Origin of the sequence: Wocania ichthyoenteri Th78 (assembly GCF_000789235.1) — a bacterium.
Lineage (GTDB): Bacteria > Bacteroidota > Bacteroidia > Flavobacteriales > Flavobacteriaceae > Wocania_A > Wocania_A ichthyoenteri.
This window is the reverse complement of record NZ_KN525716.1, coordinates 1,128,749-1,149,162: the sequence shown is the minus strand read 5'-3', so window position 1 is coordinate 1,149,162 and position 20,414 is coordinate 1,128,749. Positions and strand designations below refer to the sequence as shown.

17 protein-coding genes are annotated in these 20,414 nt (G+C 32.2%); 8 read left to right on the top strand and 9 right to left on the bottom strand.

Annotated features, from left to right (window positions below; all coding sequences use genetic code 11):
• Positions 1 to 165: 165 nt before the first annotated feature.
• Positions 166 to 882, top strand: a complete 717-nt coding sequence (locus RG22_RS04975) for a TrmH family RNA methyltransferase (protein WP_034041342.1) — start codon at positions 166 to 168, stop codon at positions 880 to 882.
• 179 nt (positions 883 to 1,061) lie between these two features.
• Here RG22_RS04975 and porT read toward each other — a convergent pair whose 3' ends face one another.
• Together porT and ubiE are read right to left on the bottom strand one after the other, a co-directional pair.
• Entirely contained in the window at positions 1,062 to 1,793 is a 732-nt protein-coding gene (gene porT, locus RG22_RS04970) for a type IX secretion/gliding motility protein PorT/SprT (protein WP_034041341.1), read from the bottom strand.
• A 2-nt stretch (positions 1,794 to 1,795) separates the two neighbouring features.
• Complete coding sequence (gene ubiE, locus RG22_RS04965; RefSeq protein WP_034045753.1) at positions 1,796 to 2,524, bottom strand: bifunctional demethylmenaquinone methyltransferase/2-methoxy-6-polyprenyl-1,4-benzoquinol methylase UbiE; 729 nt, start codon at positions 2,522 to 2,524, stop codon at positions 1,796 to 1,798.
• A gap of 136 nt (positions 2,525 to 2,660) precedes the next feature.
• Between ubiE and trkA the strand changes: the two genes are divergently transcribed.
• The 5 genes from trkA to RG22_RS04945 all read left to right on the top strand — a co-directional run bounded on the left by trkA (position 2,661) and on the right by RG22_RS04945 (position 6,785).
• Positions 2,661 to 4,010, top strand: coding sequence for a Trk system potassium transporter TrkA (gene trkA / locus RG22_RS04960; RefSeq protein ID WP_034041340.1), 1,350 nt, complete (start codon positions 2,661 to 2,663; stop codon positions 4,008 to 4,010).
• A 3-nt stretch (positions 4,011 to 4,013) separates the two neighbouring features.
• The gene (locus RG22_RS04955; RefSeq protein WP_034041338.1) at positions 4,014 to 5,507 is read left to right on the top strand and encodes a TrkH family potassium uptake protein; all 1,494 of its coding nucleotides are present in this window, start codon (positions 4,014 to 4,016) and stop codon (positions 5,505 to 5,507) included.
• Between the two features lie 214 nt (positions 5,508 to 5,721).
• Entirely contained in the window at positions 5,722 to 5,883 is a 162-nt protein-coding gene (locus tag RG22_RS17830) for a hypothetical protein (protein ID WP_156113347.1), read from the top strand.
• 173 nt (positions 5,884 to 6,056) lie between these two features.
• Positions 6,057 to 6,308 (top strand): hypothetical protein, encoded by a 252-nt coding sequence (locus tag RG22_RS04950; protein WP_034041336.1) that lies wholly within the window; start codon positions 6,057 to 6,059, stop codon positions 6,306 to 6,308.
• A gap of 216 nt (positions 6,309 to 6,524) precedes the next feature.
• Positions 6,525 to 6,785: a hypothetical protein gene (locus RG22_RS04945; protein ID WP_034041334.1), complete on the top strand. Its 261-nt coding sequence runs from the start codon at positions 6,525 to 6,527 to the stop codon at positions 6,783 to 6,785.
• A gap of 65 nt (positions 6,786 to 6,850) precedes the next feature.
• Here the strand turns inward: RG22_RS04945 and RG22_RS04940 are convergent, their stop codons facing one another.
• A complete protein-coding gene (locus RG22_RS04940) occupies positions 6,851 to 8,035 on the bottom strand; it encodes a pyridoxal phosphate-dependent aminotransferase (RefSeq protein WP_034041332.1) in 1,185 nt (394 codons plus the stop codon).
• A 29-nt stretch (positions 8,036 to 8,064) separates the two neighbouring features.
• Positions 8,065 to 9,159 carry a fatty acid desaturase family protein gene (locus RG22_RS04935; protein WP_034041330.1) on the bottom strand — a complete coding sequence of 365 codons (1,095 nt, stop codon included), beginning with the start codon at positions 9,157 to 9,159 and terminating at the stop codon, positions 8,065 to 8,067.
• A 140-nt stretch (positions 9,160 to 9,299) separates the two neighbouring features.
• Between RG22_RS04935 and rsmG the strand changes: the two genes are divergently transcribed.
• A complete protein-coding gene (rsmG, locus tag RG22_RS04930) occupies positions 9,300 to 9,929 on the top strand; it encodes a 16S rRNA (guanine(527)-N(7))-methyltransferase RsmG (protein WP_034041328.1) in 630 nt (209 codons plus the stop codon).
• On the opposite strand, the gene RG22_RS04925 is transcribed toward rsmG, so the two are convergent.
• Entirely contained in the window at positions 9,926 to 10,891 is a 966-nt protein-coding gene (locus tag RG22_RS04925) for a tetratricopeptide repeat protein (RefSeq protein ID WP_034041327.1), read from the bottom strand. The genes rsmG and RG22_RS04925 overlap by 4 nt on opposite strands.
• Positions 10,892 to 11,195: 304 nt before the next feature.
• On the opposite strand from RG22_RS04925, the gene RG22_RS04920 reads away from it, so the two are divergent.
• Positions 11,196 to 16,067, top strand: a complete 4,872-nt coding sequence (locus RG22_RS04920; RefSeq protein WP_034041325.1) for a DUF8202 domain-containing protein — start codon at positions 11,196 to 11,198, stop codon at positions 16,065 to 16,067.
• Positions 16,068 to 16,071: 4 nt separating this feature from the next.
• Here RG22_RS04920 and RG22_RS04915 read toward each other — a convergent pair whose 3' ends face one another.
• The 4 genes from RG22_RS04915 to pruA form a co-directional block, all read right to left on the bottom strand.
• Positions 16,072 to 17,319, bottom strand: a complete 1,248-nt coding sequence (locus tag RG22_RS04915; RefSeq protein WP_034041323.1) for an RNA polymerase sigma factor — start codon at positions 17,317 to 17,319, stop codon at positions 16,072 to 16,074.
• The gene (locus RG22_RS04910) at positions 17,319 to 17,666 is read right to left on the bottom strand and encodes a YciI family protein (RefSeq protein WP_034041321.1); all 348 of its coding nucleotides are present in this window, start codon (positions 17,664 to 17,666) and stop codon (positions 17,319 to 17,321) included. Before RG22_RS04910 ends, RG22_RS04915 begins: the two co-directional genes overlap by 1 nt.
• 279 nt (positions 17,667 to 17,945) lie before the next feature.
• A complete protein-coding gene (locus RG22_RS04905) occupies positions 17,946 to 18,560 on the bottom strand; it encodes an HPP family protein (protein ID WP_081997677.1) in 615 nt (204 codons plus the stop codon).
• 206 nt (positions 18,561 to 18,766) lie between these two features.
• On the bottom strand, positions 18,767 to 20,392 hold the full coding sequence (gene pruA, locus RG22_RS04900; protein ID WP_034041319.1) for an L-glutamate gamma-semialdehyde dehydrogenase: 1,626 nt from the start codon (positions 20,390 to 20,392) through the stop codon (positions 18,767 to 18,769).
• Positions 20,393 to 20,414: the final 22 nt, after the last annotated feature.

Here is a 20,414-nt window from a genome sequence, read left to right as displayed (position 1 = left end):
GTTTAAGGGTTTGTTTCAATTAAAAGAAATAATAAAGCTTATTATAAGCTCAAAAATACATTATTTCCTCAGAAAAACACCTAAATAATTTAAGTGTGATGTAACCTTATTAATATTTTTCATTTCTTTATAAAATTAAAATGAATAATATAAAAAAAAGATTTGATGCTCTCTAAAAACCAGATAAAATTAATAACGCGTTTAAAGCAAAAAAAATATAGATTGCAGTATAGTTTTTTTGTTGTTGAGGGTATAAAAACAATACAAGAACTGTTACAATCTAAATTAACGCTTCACGCATTATATACGATTGAAGCACTCAATATTGATGCCAAAGATGAAATTTTAATTTCTGATGCAGAATTAAAACGCATTAGCTTTTTAACTACACCAAATAAAGCCCTCGCTGTTTTTAAAATTCCAGCACCAAAACCTGTAAATACAAGCGGATTAATTGTGGCACTTGATGCGATTAGAGATCCTGGGAATTTAGGCACAATTATTAGGCTTTGCGATTGGTTTGGTGTTACAGATTTGGTTTGTAGCAAAGAAACGGTTGACTGTTTTAATCCTAAAGTAGTACAAGCTACAATGGGCTCAATAACTAGAGTTAACATAAATTATGTTGATTTAGTTGATTTTTTAAATGAAACAAGTTTGCCTGTTTTTGGCGCTTTTATGGAAGGCGAAAACGTATACAATAAACAATTGCCCAAAGCTGGTGTTTTGGTTATGGGAAACGAAGCCAATGGGATTTCAAAAGAAGTTGAAGCTATTATAAATGAAAAAATTTCAATCCCAAGATTTGGCGATTTACAAGCTGCAGAAAGTTTAAATGTAGCTACTGCAACTGCTATTTTGTTGAGTGAGTTTAGGAGGTGAATTAGTCTTCAGTCGGCAGTATTCAGTTTGCAGTCTGTAGCCGGAGTAGTTATGAATTATGTTAGGCTTTTAAAATTTCGCGTTTTTGGTGAAAAATTAAAATATTGTATTTATTAATGATTTATTTTAAGTTACACAGTGACTGCCAACTGTAGACTGAATACTGCCAACTAATTTTTTTATTGAAACGTAAAATTAATAAACACACCTCTAGTTTTCATACTAGCAATATTACTTGTCCATGGGCTGTTAGGGTCTGTATCTCTAACAAGCTCGTCATTAATAGCAAAAAGTCCGCGAATTGAAGGGGTGAATTTAAAATTGTATAAATATAAATCTATACCAAAACCAAGTTCGTAAAACAGCATGTTTTTCTTGGTTCTAAATTGCCCGTTGCTATTATCGTTCGGGTTGGTTTCGTTACTCGAAAGATTTAAAGCAGTTGAAAAACCTCCAACAATAAAAGGCTTAAAATTATTAATTCGTTTGGTTGAAAATTTTACTAGTAAGGGAATATGTATGTATGTAGATTTAACCTCTCTTGTTAAATCTGAATTTTTTAAATCAGGAACACCTTCAAAATAGGTTTGACTATAATATAACTCTCTAGTAGTAATTAATAAACCAGGTTCTAAGCGTAAATCTATAAACTTGTTTATACGTAGATTTCCTATTAAACCAACACTAAAACCAGGACTTCTTTTTACATAGATATCACGTAAATCTTCGTTGTAATCAAAATTAAAATCGTAATTATTAATACCTAAAAAATAGCCCCAACGCAATAAATTGTTGTCTGTAGTGCCTCTTCCTGAATTTGCATCATAAGTCACCTTTTCTTTTTTAAACAATTGTGCATTAGAGGTCTGAGTGGCTAAAAGGAATGTTAATAAGAGAAAAAGGTTCTTCATTTTTATTGTTTTGATGCTGTATAGATAGTCGCTACTCCAAAGGTTTGCGGAAAATCTTCAACATTAATAAACCCAATTTCTCGTAAAATATTGTTTAAAGCTTCACCATATGGAAAAACAGACGCCGATTCGCACAAATATTTATATGCACTTCTATCTTTAGAAAACACTCTGCCAATAACTGGTAAAATGTTTTTTGTGTAAAAATTGTAGCCTTGTTTATAAGGTGTTTTATCTGGCATCGATGTTTCTAAAATTACAAAAATGCCGTTAGGCTTTAAAACTCTAAGTATTTCTTTTAAGCCATTTTCTAAGGTTTCAAAATTACGTACACCAAAGGCAACAGTAATGGCATCAAAGGTATTATCTTTAAAAGGCATATTTTCAGAATCGCCTAAAACCATATCAATTTTTTGTTCTAAACCTTTCTTTTTAATCTTTTCTTTACCAATGTCTAACATGCCACTGCTAATATCTAATCCAACAATTTTGGTGGCATCGGTTTCTGCTAAATTAATAGCTAAATCTCCAGTTCCTGTAGCAATATCTAAAATGGTTTCTGGTTTTTTTTCTTTAACTAATTTCACCACTTTTTTGCGCCATTTAATATCTATTCCAAAAGAAATCACACGGTTTAACCCATCGTAATCACCAGAAATGGTATCAAACATTTTGGTAACCTGCTCCTTTTTTCCTAATTCGCTATTCTTGTACGGTTTAATTTTTGACAAATCTGTAAATTTTGGACAAATATAAACTTTTAGAAAAGCATAATGCAATAGGTTTGCAAATATTATATTGACTATTAGTGGCGTAGCAATATTTATTTTATAGTATATTTGTTATACTTTTTATGATATATAAATAATGAAAATTATTATTGCTGGGGCTGGTGAAGTTGGATTTCATTTAGCAAAATTACTGTCTTATGAATCTCAAGAGATTACTCTGATAGACACAAATAAAGATAGTCTTGCTTATGCCGATACCCATTTAGATATAAAAGTTATTAAAGGAGATGCGACATCAATAGCTATTTTAAAAGATGCACGAGTTGATACAAGCGATTTATTAATTGGTGTAACAGCATCTGAAACTACTAATATTACAGTTTGCGTGCTTGCCAAACAATTAGGCTCAAAACGTACCATTGCAAGAATATCTAATACCGAATTTATAAATCATAAAGATGAAGTTGGATTTACCAAATTTGGAATTGATGAGCTTATTTCTCCTGAAGCTTTAGCGGCTTCAGAGATTGAATTATCGCTTAAACCATCTTCTTTTAATGATAACTACGAGTTTGAAGAAGGAGCGCTTACAATGGCGGGTTTAACCTTGTCTAAAGAGGCTTCTTTTATTGGTAAAAAGGTAAAACAAGCGGCTAAAATTTTTCCAGAAATTCACTTTGTACCTATTGCTATTCAACGTGCAGGAACTCAGTTTACTATCATTCCTCGGGGAGATACTAAGTTTAAAGAAGGTGATAATGTAGTATTTATAACCTCTGAAGGTGGTGCCGACGAACTTTGTAAACTTACAGGAAAAGCAAATGCAGAAATTAAAAATGTGATGATTCTTGGAGGCACACAAATAGGATATAAATCGGCAAGAGATTTAAGTGAAAAAGGATTTAATGTTAAGCTTTTTGAAGGAAATAAAGAACGGGCTTTTGATATTGCTGATGCTTTACCAAACGTTTTAGTAATTAATAGTGATGGTAGAAATGTAGATTTGTTAGATGAAGAAAACATTAGTGATATGGATGCTTTTATTGCTGTTGGCGATAATTCCGAAACAAATATAATGTCTTGTTTAGTCGCTAAATCTAAAGGTGTAAAAAAATCTATTGCTTTGGTTGAAAATATGGATTATTTTGAATTATCTCAATCCATCGGTATCGATACACTTATCAATAAAAAACTATTAGCCGCAAATAATATTTTTAGGTACATACGAAAAGGAGAAGTGGTTGCCATGACCAAATTAAATAACATGAATGCGGAGTTATTAGAGTTTGAAGTTAAAGCAACATCAGTTATATGCAATAAAGTTATAAAAGATATTGATTTTCCGCGATCAGCAATTATTGGAGGTGTTATTAGAAATGGAGTAGGTTTAATCGCTTTAGGCGATTTTAAAATTCAAGAAGGCGATCGTGTAGTGGTTTGTAGCTTACTTAAATCTATAAAAGGTGTGGAAAAGTTATTCCTCTAAAACATGAAACTTAATTACAAAATCATTTTTCATTTTTTCGGGTTACTTCTATTATTCAATGGTGGTTTTGTGTTACTAGCATCGCTCATTAGTTTAATTTATAAAGATGGTGTTACACTGCAGTTATTTTTAGCAGGTATTGTAACATTAATAGCTGGAGTACTGGTTATGTTTTTTACCAGACGCCATAAAAAAGAAATGAATAAGCGTGAAGGTTATATTGTTGTAACCTTTGGCTGGATTATTATGGCTCTTGCAGGTACGTTACCTTATATTTTTACAGGAAGTATCCCGAGTTTTGTAAATGCTTTTTTCGAAACCATGTCTGGTTTTACAACTACTGGTGCTACTATTTTAAATGATATAGAAGCAGTGCCTAAAGGTGTTTTGTTTTGGCGCAGTTTAACACACTGGATTGGTGGTATGGGAATTATTGTACTCGCTATTGCTATTTTACCATTACTGGGAATAGGAGGGATGCAGTTGTTTGCAGCCGAGGCTCCTGGGCCAAGTGCCGATAAATTGCACCCAAGAATTACAGATACTGCTAAACGTTTATGGCTTATCTATTTTGGATATACTGCTGCGGAAACTATATTATTACAAGTAGCAGGTATGTCTTTTTTTGATGCTATTAATCATGCCTTATGTACGCTGTCAACAGGTGGTTTTTCAACTAAAAATGCAAGTGTAGCCTATTGGAATGACCAGCCTATTATTCAATATATTATTATTGTTTTTATGTTTTTGGCTGGTACAAATTTTGTACTAAGTTATTTTGCGTTTAAAGGAAAAATTCAAAAAATAATACATGACGAAGAATTTAAACTCTATTTTAAATTTATAACTGTTTTTACAATTATAGCTGCACTCATCATATATTTTAGAGCAAATATATTGGCATCATCTATTGCGCATCCTATGGTTTGGGGTGAAGCAGAAAGTGCTTTCAGGCATGGGTTATTTCAAGTGTTATCGGTAATTACAACTACTGGTTTTGTGACTGCTGACTTTACTATGTGGACTCCTTTTTTGGTTGTGTTTTTTTTCGGGCTTATGTTTTTAGGCGGGTCGGCAGGTAGTACATCTGGTGGTGTAAAAGTAGTTCGTCATTTAATACTAATTAAAAATGGTTTTTTAGAATTTAAACGAACCTTACATCCAAATGCTATTATACCAGTACGTTATAACACAAAATCAATTTCTGGCGATATTGTATTTAATGTTCTTGCCTTTTTTATATTATATATGTTATCCTTTATTGTTGGTGCTTTAGGGTTTTCTATGATGGAAATAGATTTTCAATCTTCAATTGGTTTAGCGGCATCAAGCTTAGGGAATGTTGGACCTGCTTTAGGCGATTTTGGACCCGTAAATAACTATGCTAATTTGCCTAACATTGGCAAATGGTGGTGTAGTTTTTTAATGCTAATAGGGCGTTTGGAACTTTTTACAGTACTTATTTTATTTACACCTTTCTTTTGGCGAAATAGATAATAATTTAACTCTTTTTTTACAATTAACCTTTAGAGGTTTCGTTTATTTGTTATAAGATTATAGCTCGCTCTCATTTTATAATCTTTTGTCTAGTATAAATTCGATTTGAAACATCAAACACTAACCTATATTATCTTTTAAGGTGAATAGTGTTTTTGGTATAAATATTGATGCGTATTGTAATTAAAAATAAACTTAACCTAAAAAAATATAAATGAAGAAATTAGTAACATTAGTATCAGTTGTTGTGGTTATATTGATTCTGAATTTAGATAGAATATTAGTTATTGATGATTATTTTAAAGCTATAATGCTTTTTGTTTTAGCTGGATTTTTAGCAATTTTCGAATACAAAAGAAATAGAAGCTTTGACTAATTAATAACTTTTTTAAAATTAATATTTATCAGTATTTATAAATGTTAAGCTTCCTTTGTGTTTGATTTTTAATAGCTTATAAAATCTATGATGTAACATTTTTATTGGTTAATCGTCTTTTTTATATAAACCAACATGTGCTGAACTTGTTTCAGTATTAAAAAAATAACATCATGGAATTAGTATTAAAAGTAGAAGATTTAGAACCAGAACCTAAAGTAATTAAAAAACACATTAAGCCAGAAGGCTTATTAAATTCTAATTACAAAAAACTAGTAAAAAAGAATTTAAACTATACAACTTCACAATCTCTTTTTGGCATGAGACAGCGTTTAAAAACATGTCAATATCAATTTACTTCAAGTATAGAAACGATTTTAAAAGTAGCTGCATTTGCTGTTATTTTTATAGCGATTTATTCTTAAGTAATATATAATTTTACAATTTAAAAGTGTAACATTTTTGTAAGATATGCTACTTATTATATAAAGCAGCTTTTTACGATTGTTAACTGATAATCTTTGAGCTTACCTCAAAATAATCTTTTATATTTTATTAATTGAACCAATAGACTATGGTTTGTTGAGTGTCAATTTATATATTAAACTTTAATATTGTTTCACTTTTAAATTTTAGAAATTATGGGAGGAGAAGGGTCAATGATGGCTGCAAATAACTCATTAAAAAATAATAGAGATCTTGTATCGAAGAGAAAAGAAAGAGGTGGATTGACTGGAAGTTACTCTAATGTTAAATTAGCTGAATTTCCTGAAGCAACACCTGAGCAATTAAAAGAAATTAAAGAAAGAATGAAACGAGAACAGAAACAAATAAGAAAGAAACAAATATTTGCGATGTTTATAATAATTTTGGCATTGTTTTTTCTTTATATTTTCAATTAAAAAAGACTTGTTAGGTTTTAAAACCTAACAAGTCTGAGAATATTATAATTTAATAAAATAAGTTTTTAACTTACCGCTTCTTTAATACGTTTAATAGCTTCAATAATTTGTTCTTGTGAAGCTGCATAAGAAATACGAATACAATCAGGATTTCCAAAAGCTTCACCAGTAACGGTAGCTACAAGTGCTTCTTCTAATAAATACAAAGAAAAAGCGGTAGCATTGTTTATAGTTTTTCCGCGTAATGTTTTTCCAAAGAAATGGGTTACGTTAGGGAATACATAAAACGCACCTTCTGGAGTATTGGTTTTAAATCCTTCAATATCGTTTAATAAATCTAGAATTAAATCACGACGTACTTTAAACTCATCAATCATGTATTGTACACGAGATGGCGATTCGTTTAAGGCTGTAATTACTGCACGTTGTGCAATACAGTTTGTGCCACTTGTAATTTGCCCTTGCATTTTGTTACAAGCACGGGCTATTTTTTCTGGAGCGCCAATATATCCAACACGCCATCCCGTCATAGCAAATGCTTTTGACACGCCATTTACTGTAATGGTGCGGTCGTACATATCTTCAAATTGAGCCATACTTGCATGACCACCAACATAATTTATATGTTCGTAAATTTCATCTGAAACCACATAAATATTAGGATGCTTTACCAATACATCAGCTAAAGCTCTTAATTCTTCTTTACTGTAAATAGATCCACTTGGGTTACAAGGCGAGCTAAACCAAATCATTTTAGTTTTTGGTGTAATGGCAGCTTCAAGTTGTGTTGCTGTCATTTTAAAATCGGTATCGATAGATGTTTTAACTTCAACGGGAACACCATCATTTAACTTTACTATATCGGCATAACTTACCCAATATGGACACGGTAAAAGCACCTCGTCACCAGTATTTAGCATAACAGCAGCTATGTTTGCTAGGCATTGTTTTGCACCTGTTGATACTACAATTTGTGGTAGGGTATAAGTTAAACCATTATCGCGCTTAAACTTTGTAATTATGGCTTCTTTTAATTCAACATACCCATCAACTGGTGTGTAAGAATTATAGTCATCATTAATAGCTTGTATTGCGGCTTCCTTAATAAAATCAGGTGTATTAAAATCTGGTTCACCAAGGCTTAAGCCAATAATATCTTTTCCTTCGCCTCTAAGCTCTCTTGCTTTTGCTGCCATTGCTAACGTTGCAGACGTAGCCATGTTTAAAATTCTATCAGATAATAATTGCATGTAATGTATTTAAATGGTAAATATGAAGTTTAGGCTAAACTAGGTTTTTGTCCTAGTACTTTTAATTGGTTGTAATGTTCTGCTATGGCTTTCCAAAACGTGTTATATTCGTTGTATGGTAAGCTAAACTCATTAGCTGTTTCTTTAACTATTTTAGCAATGTGTCTGTAATGTATATGACTAATGTTTGCAAATAAGTGGTGCTCTACTTGTCTGTTTAACCCACCAGTATAAAATTCTACTATCCAGCTTTTAGGTGAAAAATTAGACGTTGTAAATAATTGATGAATGGCCCAAGTGTTTTTCATGTTACCATTTTCGTCTGGTAAAGGCATTTCGGTATTAGGCATTACGTGTGCTAATTGGAATATTACACTTAAAATGATGCCTGCGGTGTAGTGCATAACTAAAAAGCCTATTAAAACTTGCCACCATGCAAATCCTAAAGATATGGGTAAAACAATCCAGATAGCATAATATACTATTTTACCAATAATTAATTTTGTCCATTGTGTTGCTGGATTAGGAAGTTTGCCGTATGCTAATTTTCTTTTTAAGTATTGATATGATTGAATAAAATCTGTCGTAATAGCCCAATTTACAGTTAACAAACCATATAAAAAGAAGGCATAATATTTTTGATACTTATGAATTTTTAGCCATTTAGTATGTTTAGAAAAACGAATAATTCTACCCGCATCAATATCTTCATCATGTCCTTGAATATTGGTGTATGTATGATGTAATACATTGTGTTGTACTTTCCAATTATAATCGTTACCTGCTAAAATATAAATGCTACTCCCCATTAATTTATTAACCCATTTTTTGCTTGAAAAAGAGCCGTGATTAGCATCGTGCATTACATTCATACCAACACCTGCCATACCAACGCCAACAACCATCATTAAAATAATTTGTGCCCAAGCAGGTAAGTCGTTAGTTAATATTAAAACTACTGGAACTATTAATAAAGAAAACATTACGATTGCCTTTATGTATAATTTCCAATTTCCTGTACGTTTTATATTGTTCTCTTTAAAATAATCGTTAACACGTTTATTTAGAGTTTTAAAAAATTTTGCTGAGTCTTTTCTTGAAAAAGAAAGCGTTTGTTTTGTCATGCTATTAATTTAAAATATGATTAAAATAAAAAAGTTGATCATACCTGTGGCAAATATAGTTATAAACCAACTGAAGTAATAACGTTTTTTTGTAAAAATATGCACATAAAAAGTATATTTTTGTTGAAAATTTAACATCAATGCAGCTTATTTTAAAATATTTTCCTAGCCTTAGCGAAGACCAAATCGAAAAATTCGAAAAGCTAGAAACACTTTATAAAGACTGGAATTTAAAGATTAATGTCGTATCTCGTAAAGATATTGATGAGCTTTATTTGCGCCATGTATTACATTCTTTGGCAATAGCAAAATTAATACAGTTTAAAGATGGTTCTAAATTTTTAGATGTTGGTACAGGTGGTGGGTTCCCAGGTGTTCCGTTGGCTATTTTATTTCCAGAATGTTCTTTTCATTTGGTAGATAGTATAGCAAAAAAAATAAAAGTAGTTGATGAGGTTGTAGAAGGTTTGGGGTTAACCAATGTAAAAACAACACACTCTAGAGTTGAAGATATTAAGGGTACTTACGATTTTATAATAAGTCGTGCTGTTGCTGCAATGCCAACGTTTGTTCATTGGGTAAAAGGTAAGATTGCTAAAAAGCAAAACCACGATTTAAAAAACGGAATTTTGTATTTAAAAGGAGGTGATTTAAGCGAAGAGCTTCAAAACTATAAAACAGTAACTATTTATAATTTAAGCGATTATTATACCGAAGACTTTTTCGAAACTAAAAAATTGGTGTATTTACCTTTAAAGTTTAAAGGCTAAAGTTTCAATTTACTTAACTCATTAAAGTTTTGTTTGAAAAAGTAAAACTGTTTTTTATACCAATAGGTATCAGAAAAAGATTCAATAATAATGTTTTTTTCTGTGTCGAGAGCTAATAATGATTCAGCTTTTTTTAAATTTAATTTAGCATTTTTTAAGTCATTCACTTTGTAATAGGTTAAAGCTAATCCTAATATAGCTTCATAATCTAAAGCGTTATATTCTATAGTAGTTGTAAAGTCTGAAATGGCTTTTTTATATTTTCCTAAAAGTAAATGCGATGCGCCTCTAAAAAAATATGCCGAAGCGTTGTTATCATCAAAACTTAAAGATTTATCAAAATCTTTTTTAGCTTGTTTATAATAGTTAATGTTTAAATGCGTTAAACCTCGGTTGTAATAAGTGTCTGCATTTGGATTAATTAAAACGGCAAGCGAAAAATCTTGCAATGCTAATTTATATTTTTTAAGTGCTAAGAGCGCATTTGCTCGCTGAGTATAAACTTTAGATTCGGTTGGTGATACCTCAATAATTTTACTTAAATCTGTTATTGAACCTATATAATCTTCTAAATAATATTTAGTGCAAGCCAAATTATATAGAGCATCAAAAAACTGTGAATCTAATTTTAAAGCATTTTCGTAATCATCTTTAGCTCCAAAAAAATCTTGTAAGCTGAATTTAGAATTGCCTCTATTATAGTACGAATCGGCATCAGGTTTATAAATAATTATTTTTGAATAATCTAAAATGGCACCACTATAATCGCCTAAATCATTTTTGGCAATAGCTCTATGAAAATAGGCGTCGAAATTTTTTGGTTCTAGTTCAATTACTTGCGTGAATAATTCTATTTTTTCTTTTAGATTAGTAGATTTAATTGCTTTTCTGTATAGTTTTTTGGTTTGCCCAAAAACAACTATTGGAAATATTACTAGTATAAATATAGCGACTTTTTTCATTTTACTATGTGAATATAAAAACTTTTAGAGTTAGTTTTTAAACAATAAAGTTAGTAATATTTTATATATGAAGTCTATTTTATTTTAATAGAAAAATAATTGATAAAGACAGCGCTTAATCGATGTTTTTTGCATTTCATTTTCATTTTATATGAAGTTTAGCTATATTTGATAAACAGCTTTATTCTCTTTTAATAGAATTGTTAGTCTCTCAAATAAAAGTTTAGTGCCCTAAATAAACTTATTTATGATAAGAATTCTATTTTTTTATAATATTTTTCGGACTAAGTATTTAATATCGTTTTTGCTAATAAATTTTATTAGTAATGCACAAGTAATACAAGTTGAAATAGTTGGAGGAGCTATAGTTACCCAAGGCTCTACAGTTACTATAAATGCTGGGACAAGTCTGGATTTCCGTATTACAAATAATGCTATTGATTGTAGTAGGCTAAGGGTACGAGATGTGGATATAGATAATCCAACCGATTTTGATATTTCACCTAATAATCCTAAAAAAAACATAAGAACAACTTGGTGTACATGGCCTTGGCAAGCAAATAGAACTTATTTAGATTTTGAAATAGAAAACATAAGCGGTTTTTGTGCAACAACAAGCACCTTAGTAACAATCGAAATACGAAATCAACCAGATTTTACTTTTACGCTTGAAGTGAATTCATCTCCAGTTATTTCAGTTTTAGGGGGGAGTCCATCAGCAGATATTTTAAATGGATCAACAACACCTAAGGCATCTAATGGTACATATTTTGGAGTTGTAGATGAGAGTGCGTCAGTTACAAGAAATTATATAATATCTAATACAGGTAGCTGTGCACTGGAAATTTCAGCAATAACATCATCATTAGGAGATTTTGCTTTAGATGGTTTTATGTTCTCTCCTACTTTTACACCTTTACCATATACAGCAAGCATCGATCCTGGGGACTATGCGATCTTTAGAGTTATATTTACTGGACCTGTTGCTGGTTCTGGAACACTTACCTCCACAATAAGTATTTCTAATACTGATAATACAACTTTTACTTTTGATGTTAGTGCCGAAATGTTTGATTTTAATATTCCTGGACCTGGAGGTATAACAGCAGATTTTAGGCTTTGGTTAAAATCTACAAGAGGTGTTGTTACCTCAGGATCTAGTGTTACAGATTGGATAGATTTGGGTTCTAATGGAAAAGATGCCACAACAGATTCTGGAAAAGAGCCAACATATATTGATACAGCTGCAGAGAATATCAATTTTAATCCTGTGATTAAATTTGAAAATGATGGTGGTACGACTGAGCAATTTATGTACAACACTACAAATGGTTTTTACAGTCAGGACATATTCATTGTTATGATTCCTGATGCTACTATGACAAGTGCGTCGCCAAGAAACACCATTTTTTCAGGGATTTCTTCTAGAAGCTCTGGAGATGTGACTGGTATTGGATTAGGTGATTATTCATCAGAGTTTACAAATGAGACGTTATCGTACAATCAAAATATTCCAACGGGAGGAAGTTATAATGGTGAAGCGGAAATAGGCTCGTCTTATTCAAATGCTGGTATTATTAATGTTAGAAATAATGCTACTTCATCTCCTACGGGACAAGATATTTTATATAATTCAGAAGTATTAACAACATCATCGATTGATGATATTGCCTTTACCAATGTTGGGACTCCTGGGCCTCCAACAGTTACAGGTACAGAATATTGGATTGGTAGAAATTTTGATGTAGTTGGTAGTTTAAATGGTCGAGTTGCTGAGATTTTTACATTTGCCGAACGTGTAGCTGATGCTGATAGACAAAAAATTGAATCTTATTTAGCTATTAAATACGGAATTACTTTGGGGGCTTCAACCCAAGTAGAAAAAGATTATATCAACTCATTTAATACTTCCGTTTGGGATATTTCTGCTAATACTGGCTATAATTACCATGTTGCTGGGATTGGTAGAGATTCTATATCAGATTTAAACCAAAAACAATCTAAAACATTAAATATAGCAAATGAAGTAGCTATTGGGTTAAACGGAATTTTTGCTACCAATAGTGCAAACACTAATGAATTTAAAGAAGATGGAGATTTTTTAGTTTGGGGTAGTAACGATGCAGCTTATACTGCTGGTGGCTCTAATACAGTAATTATTGCTACTGGAATAACAACTTCTTTAACGAGAGTTTTAAGACAATGGAAAATTGTTGAATCCATTCAACCTGGATCTGGTGGCGACGTAGAAAACGTCTTTGTTTCTATACCTTCGGGAGCATTTAGTAGTTTTACTTTAGGTACAGATGAAGAATATGCACTTGTTGTTGCTGATGACGACAATTTTGCAAATGAAGATATTATAGATGTTGTTCCTTTAGTGTCAGATGGTGCAGGAAATTTACAAACATGGTATGATTTTGATGGTACAAAATATTTTACTTTCGCAAGAGTGTCTAAATTATCAGGAAATCGTTCTGTAACTATTGGTTTAGGTGATTACCTAATTGGTGAATATGCCATAAATTTAAATATTGATGCTTTTACGATTTCGGCTTGGGTTAAAAGTGCTTCTAGTGCAAACTATAGAACCATTATGGCTAAAGGAAGTAAACTACAATTAAGGCTAAATCCTTCCGATCAAATTGAAGTTATGGTTGATGATGATGTAACACCTAAGTTTACTTCAACAATGGTTTTAAATGATGGAAATTGGCATCAAGTTACTTTTGTATATAAAAGTGGTACCGTCTTTTTATATGTCGATGGTGTTTTAGATAAATCTGAACAGGATGTAGAACCACCAACACCTAATTTTAATAGATTTTCTGTTGGTGCTGTATATATAGATAAAAACAATATTATCAATCCATTTTTAGGCGAGATTGACGAAGTGTATATATGGGATCAAGGACTTACACAAGAGCAGGTGCGCTACCTTATGAATCAAGAAGCTGAAAGATTTGATGTTAGTGGTACAGATTATGTTAACGGAGAAGTATTACCTCAAGCCGCATTAAGTAATGAGGTTACAACCATTCCTTGGAGCGACTTAAGAACGTATTATGATTTTAATTCATTTTATGGTTCAACAGTCGAAGGTAGAGCAGATGTAAGATACTTTTTGCGCTTAAAATATTTAGATAAAGATAAGGAGTTGGTTGATGTGCAAACAATTCCAGTGCCTTATGTTTCTGCAGCAAATGGTTCTTGGGATACAGCCACTACTTGGAGTAATAGTGCAAATCAAGTTATTCCTAATTCTTTAAGTTTAGATGGGGTTACTACGATTAATTGGAATATTGTTGAAATATCACATAACATTACTTCTGGCGATAGAGATATTTCACTTTTGGGGTTAAAGCAAACAGGGGGAACCCTTACTATTGCAGATCCAACTGACGCGCAGGACGAAACAAATTCTGGGCAAGCATTAACTATTTCGCATTATTTAGAATTAGATGGAATTATTGATTTAGTTGGCGAGTCTCAATTAATACAAAGCGAAGGCAGTATAGTAGACACAGATAGTGGAGGCTTTTTAGAGCGCGACCAACAAGGAACAGCAAATGGTTTTAATTATAATTACTGGTCGTCTTCAGTTGGTCCAATAACAGGTAATACAGTAACAAGAGGAACTGGTGTCTCTTACCCAAATACGAATCATACTATAGCAGGAGTGTTAAATGATGGAACAGATACAGATGCATATCAACCATTAGATTTTATTGTAGCTCTAAATACAGGAGAAGGTCCACCACCACCACCAGGTACTGCAAAAGAAATTAGCTCATATTGGCTGTATAAGTTTTATGGGGCAGACGATGATTATAATTCTTGGGAGAGTATTAATGAGGCAACACCTTTACTTGCAGGAGAAGGCTTTACTATGAAGGGAACTTTAGGTGCCGTTGCAATCACAGACCAACAAAATTATGTATTCAAAGGATTGCCAAATAATGGAGATATAACACTGCCTTTAAATAAAAATGTAACTGTTCAAAACCCAACAGGAGATGTAGAACGCTTGATAGGGAACCCTTATCCATCCGCAATTGATGTCACAGAGTTTATTTTAGATAATATGAGTATTGCAGATGGAGGAAATAATGCCACAGGAACTGTGTTTAACGGCGCTTTATATTTTTGGGATCACTTTGGCGAAGAAAACACCCATGTTTTAAGAGGGTATGTTGGTGGCTATGCTACAAGAAATTTAACAGGAGGAGCAGTAGCAATTGCTAATGATACAAGAATTAATAACAATTTAACTAGTGGTTCAAAAATACCAGGACAATATATTCCAGTCAACCAAGGGTTTTTTGTAAGTACTGCATTAGATGGTTTTAATGATGATAATGGCGTTCCTGTAGATGTTGTTGACGGAGGTGATATAGTATTCAAAAATAACCAACGTGTTTTTGCTACCGAAGATGGTTCAACATCATTATTTTTAAAATCTTCAAGTAAGAAAAGCGGTATTGCAAATAATAATAAGCATAAAGATGATACACCTAGAATACGGTTAATGTTTGATTCTCCAACAGGATATCATAGGCAAATTGTCTTAGGTAAAAATGTGAATGCTTCTAATAACTTCGATTTAGGATACGATGCTATTATGGTAGATGTTAGTGAAGAAGATATGTATTGGGCTTTTAATAAAAGTAAATTTGTAATTCAGGGCGTTAGTAATTTTAATGATACCCAAGAATTTCCTTTAGGTTTAATTATTGAAAATTCTGGAATTGCAAGAATTAAATTAGATGGTGTCGAAAATTTAGAGACTAATAAATCAATTTACATAAAAGATAATACTACAAACGAAACCTTTTTAATAAACAATAATCCATTTGAAATATTTTTAGATGCAGGCTCATATAATTATAGGTTTTCTTTAGTATTTAAGTCACAATCTTTATCTGTTGATGATATTGAAATAACTGATGATGTTTCAATTTATTTTGATGAATCTATATCCGAATTAAAAGTAATAGGGTTAAATGATAGAGAGCTTTTAAGTATTACACTATATAATATTATTGGGCAAAAAATAAAGTTTATAGACTATACTTCCAATAAAACATCTAAGCAAATATCAGTTATTACAGGAGCTTATATTGTACAATTAAATACAACTAAAGGAAAAATTAATAAAAAGATTATTGTTGAATAGTGTTTTATTTATAGTTGAGTAATTTTAATTTCTTTTTCTGTAAATAAGCTTTTTCCAATGTGTTAGTCACAGTATTTAAAGCCAAATCAAGATATTTAACAGCTTCGTTAATTTTATTTGTATGAGTATAGTAGTCAGCTTTGGCGCCATAAAATAAATAGACACGTTGTTCAAAATCGTTAGGTTTAATAGCGTCTAAATAAGTTTTTGCTATAGTATAATCTTGTTTTTGTATGCATACCACAGCCATATTTAATACATGAATTGGCATAGGTTGTAAAGTATTTAAGCATTGATACCAATAGTGGATTTTATCCCAGTTAGTATCTTTATAAGTTTTGGCGCGTAAATGTTCAGCTGCAATGGCAGCTTCGTAATGATAACATGAAAATTCGGTTTGTTCAATCACCGCTTTATTCATCATGGTATTGCCCAATTTTATAAGCGGAAAATACCATTGTGTTCTGTCTTGGTTTTTTAAATCTAAAAGTTCGTTTTTTGAGTTGGTTTTGGTTTCTAATCGTGCCGAATGAAAACACATTAAGGCGCATAAAGCATAAACTTCAGGCGTTCTGGTGAGTTCGTTTTTTAAAAGCATTTGGGTTAAACGCATAGCTTCGCCACATAATTCTTTACGAATTAATATATCACATTTATTAGAATGAAACCCCTCGTTAAAAATAAGATACAAAACCTCCATAACACTTTCTGAGCGTTGAAATAATGCTTTGCCTTGTGGAATTTTAAATTTTAATTGTGATTGTTGAATCGTTTTTCGCGCTCTTAGCAATCGTTTTTTAATCGTGTCTTCTTTGGTGAGTAATGCCGATGAAATTTCTTTAGCACTAAAGCCAGAAATAGTTTTTAGGGCGAACGCTATGCGATCTCTAGAATCTAGTTTTGGGTGGCAAGCCGTAAATATCATTCTAAGTTGAGCGTCCTCGATTTCAGTATCTAAAAAAAGCTCATTTATAGCAATAGTATTCGTTCCTTGATTGATGTTTGGTAAGTGTTTTTGTGCTGTTTTTAGTTTTCTAAAAATATCTAGAACTCTATTTTTTGCTGCTTGAGTTAACCACGCTTCAGGATGGTCTGGTTGTTTAGTTCGCCAGCTAATACTAGCTTTTATAAAAGTGTCTTGTACCGCATCTTCAATAATTTCAAGATGTTTAAGACCAAATATTCGTATTAAAACAGAAACCATCTTTCCGCTATGGTAGCGAAAAAGATGGTCTATAAGTTTGGGTTCCATTATTGGTCGAATACCATGATTTCACGAATCTCTACAGTGCCGCCCAAATCGTAATCTGGAAAGTCATCAGCAATTTTTTGTACAGCATCAAAATTTTTAGCTTTCACTATATAATAACCACCAATAATTTCTTTAACTTCGGCAGAAGTTAAATCGGTTACCGTTCTGTTTTTACCAACAATACGGCGTATCTGTGGTGTTAAGGCGTTGCCATGACTCACAATACCAGCTTGGGTCATTTTATCATTCCAAGCAAACCATTTACCCATTCTTCCCTGTAATTCTTCAGGCGAAAGCCCTAATTCGGTGTAATCCGCTCCTAGAAAAAGCATCATAAATTCTTTCATAATTATATATTTTAAAGTTTATATAGTTAAGACGTTTGCTAGATTGGAAAAGAGGACAAGTTTTTCAAATTTATTAAAATTACTTTAAGAAAAGGGAATCTCTTTTTTAAATGTAATAAGATGTTTTAATGTTTTTCAGAAATTCTTTTTATTTGGGCTTGCCCCACTTTTGCTTTTAGTGGCAAAAATGGGGCAAGATTTCCGCTACATCTTTTTGCGAAAAACAAAAGGGATGCCGCTTCAATCCTTAACGTAGAACAGGAATTAATTATATATGGCTTAAGTTTGTTTTTTGTTTAAACCTTTACTCTTAAAAACTCTTGTTAGCCTACTATTCGTTGGGTACTTTCTGTGTTTTGTTATATTATTAAAAATTAGCGCGGTTACAAATAATATTAATGAACCAGTTAAAACAGGAGAAACAACATAAAAGTAACCCAAGGTTTTAATTTTTTCAGTGCCAATAACGGCAATAAGTGCAGTTGCTCCACCAGGTGGATGTAACGTTTTTGTTATTTGCATTGCAATTATTGAAGTTGCAACTGCAATTGACGCAGTAATCCAAATTATCTCTGGAAACAACTTAAAAACCGTTACTCCAATCAATGCTGAGATTAGCTGACCTCCAATAAAATTTCTTGGTTGGGCCAATGGACTTTGTATTGCTCCGAAAATAAGCACGCTTGATGCGCCAAATGAGCCAATTAGAAATATATTTTCTAATTCTGCTAAGTAAGAAGATTGAAAAAATGCGATTAGACCGATACCGAAAAAAGCTCCAATGAATGACCAAAATTGTTCTTTAAAATCAATTAACGTTTCTTTATATATTATATATTTCGATATTCTTACATTCCGCTTTATTTTTTGGCTTATGTTTTTTCTCTTTTGCATTTTTCTCTTACTATGCTCTATAGATTGTTTTTTAAAATTCTAAAGGTATTAGTTAAGTTTTGATCTAGCACATGTCAACGTAAATATCATTTTTTTGTCTCTTACAAAGTCAAGCCAGTTAAAATCTAAATCTAATAAAAATAAAAAAGGTCTGTTTTTAAAAACAGACCTTTCAATTTTGTGTATAAATACCATTATTATAATTATTATCCTAAAAATGGGTAACGATAATCTGTTGGCGTAACAAAAGTTTCTTTTATCATTCTTGGCGATACCCAGCGCAATAAATTTTGTGCGCTACCTGCTTTATCGTTTGTTCCAGAAGCTCTGGCACCACCAAAAGGTTGTTGCCCAACAACAGCACCCGTAGGTTTATCATTAATATAAAAGTTTCCTGCACTGTTTTGTAAAGCTTCAGTGGCTTGAGTTACTGCATATCTGTCGGTTGCTAAAATTGCCCCTGTTAAGGCATATTCGCTAGTTTTATCTACCAGTTTTAGAGTTTCCGCATAAGCGTCATCCTCATAAACATAAATAGTTATTACAGGGCCAAATAACTCGGTACACATGGTTGTGTATTTTGGATTTGTTGTTACAATAACGGTTGGTTCAATAAAGTAGCCTTTGCTTTTATCGTAGTTTCCGCCAACAATGATTTCCGCATCAGTATCAGCTTTTGCGCCATCAATATATTTAGCTAATTTATCAAAAGACCCTTCGTGAATAACTGCTGTAATAAAGTTGCTTAAATCTTCTGGAGAACCCATTTTAAATGAGTTAACATCTTCAATAACATGTTTCTTAACATCTGCCCAAAGGCTCTGCGGAATGTAAGCTCTAGAAGCGGCACTACATTTTTGACCTTGAAACTCAAAAGCACCACGTACAATGGCTGTTGCTACTTGCTTAGCATTTGCAGATTTGTGAGCAACAATAAAATCTTTCCCACCAGTTTCTCCAACAATTCTTGGGTAGGTTTTATAGTTATGAATGTTATTTCCTATTTGTTTCCAAAGTTCTTTAAAAATGTATGTAGAACCTGTAAAGTGTAATCCAGAAAAATCTGGACTTGCTAAAACAGTATCGGTAATCATAACCGGATCACCAAAAACAACATTAATAACGCCAGCAGGAACACCAGCTTCTCTAAATACATCCATAATAACTTTTGCAGAATATATCTGGCTATCACTAGGTTTCCAAACCACAACATTACCCATTAAAGCCATGCAAGCAGGAAGGTTTCCAGCAATAGCAGTAAAGTTAAAAGGTGTTACGGCATAAGTAAATCCTTCTAAAGGTCTGTACTCAATACGGTTCCAAGCATCACTCGTGCTTTCGGGTTGCTCCATGTAAATGTCCGTCATAAACTGAACATTGAAACGTAAAAAATCAATCAACTCACAAGCTGCATCAATTTCAGCCTGATGTACGGTTTTGGATTGCGCAATCATGGTTGCTGCATTTATTTTTGCACGGTAAGGACCCGCAATTAATTCAGCTGCTTTCAAAAAGATGCCAGCACGTTGTTCCCATGGCATTAGCGACCAGCTTTTTCTAGCTTCTAAAGCGGTAGCAATAGCTTCGTCAACGTGTTTTTTTTCTGCTAAATGATACGTCCCAACAACATGTTTGTGGTCGTGCGGAGGCGACATCGTTCTAGTGTTTTCAGTCGTAACATCTTGCCCGTTGATGTACATAGGCACATCAATTTTACTATTAAACATGCTCTTGTAAGCTTTAAGAACTGCTTCACGTTCTGGCGAACCTGGAGCAAATCCGTTAACTGGTTCATTTATAGCAACTGGTACGTTAAAAAATCCTTTTCCCATTATTGTAAATTTTATAGAATTG

Excerpts from the sequence above, each read along its gene's own strand:
- RG22_RS04925 (WP_034041327.1), bottom strand. The coding sequence starts at position 10,891 with ATGAAAAAAGTCGCTATATTTATACTAGTAATATTTCCAATAGTTGTT.
- RG22_RS17830 (WP_156113347.1), top strand. The coding sequence starts at position 5,722 with ATGAAGAAATTAGTAACATTAGTATCAGTTGTTGTGGTTATATTGATT.
- RG22_RS04975 (WP_034041342.1), top strand. The coding sequence starts at position 166 with ATGCTCTCTAAAAACCAGATAAAATTAATAACGCGTTTAAAGCAAAAA.
- RG22_RS04940 (WP_034041332.1), bottom strand. The coding sequence starts at position 8,035 with ATGCAATTATTATCTGATAGAATTTTAAACATGGCTACGTCTGCAACG.
- RG22_RS04935 (WP_034041330.1), bottom strand. The coding sequence starts at position 9,159 with ATGACAAAACAAACGCTTTCTTTTTCAAGAAAAGACTCAGCAAAATTT.
- RG22_RS04915 (WP_034041323.1), bottom strand. The coding sequence starts at position 17,319 with ATGGAACCCAAACTTATAGACCATCTTTTTCGCTACCATAGCGGAAAG.
- RG22_RS04910 (WP_034041321.1), bottom strand. The coding sequence starts at position 17,666 with ATGAAAGAATTTATGATGCTTTTTCTAGGAGCGGATTACACCGAATTA.
- pruA (WP_034041319.1), bottom strand. The coding sequence starts at position 20,392 with ATGGGAAAAGGATTTTTTAACGTACCAGTTGCTATAAATGAACCAGTT.
- RG22_RS04945 (WP_034041334.1), top strand. The coding sequence starts at position 6,525 with ATGGGAGGAGAAGGGTCAATGATGGCTGCAAATAACTCATTAAAAAAT.
- RG22_RS04950 (WP_034041336.1), top strand. The coding sequence starts at position 6,057 with ATGGAATTAGTATTAAAAGTAGAAGATTTAGAACCAGAACCTAAAGTA.
- RG22_RS04905 (WP_081997677.1), bottom strand. The coding sequence starts at position 18,560 with ATGCAAAAGAGAAAAAACATAAGCCAAAAAATAAAGCGGAATGTAAGA.
- porT (WP_034041341.1), bottom strand. The coding sequence starts at position 1,793 with ATGAAGAACCTTTTTCTCTTATTAACATTCCTTTTAGCCACTCAGACC.
- rsmG (WP_034041328.1), top strand. The coding sequence starts at position 9,300 with ATGCAGCTTATTTTAAAATATTTTCCTAGCCTTAGCGAAGACCAAATC.
- RG22_RS04955 (WP_034041338.1), top strand. The coding sequence starts at position 4,014 with ATGAAACTTAATTACAAAATCATTTTTCATTTTTTCGGGTTACTTCTA.
- trkA (WP_034041340.1), top strand. The coding sequence starts at position 2,661 with ATGAAAATTATTATTGCTGGGGCTGGTGAAGTTGGATTTCATTTAGCA.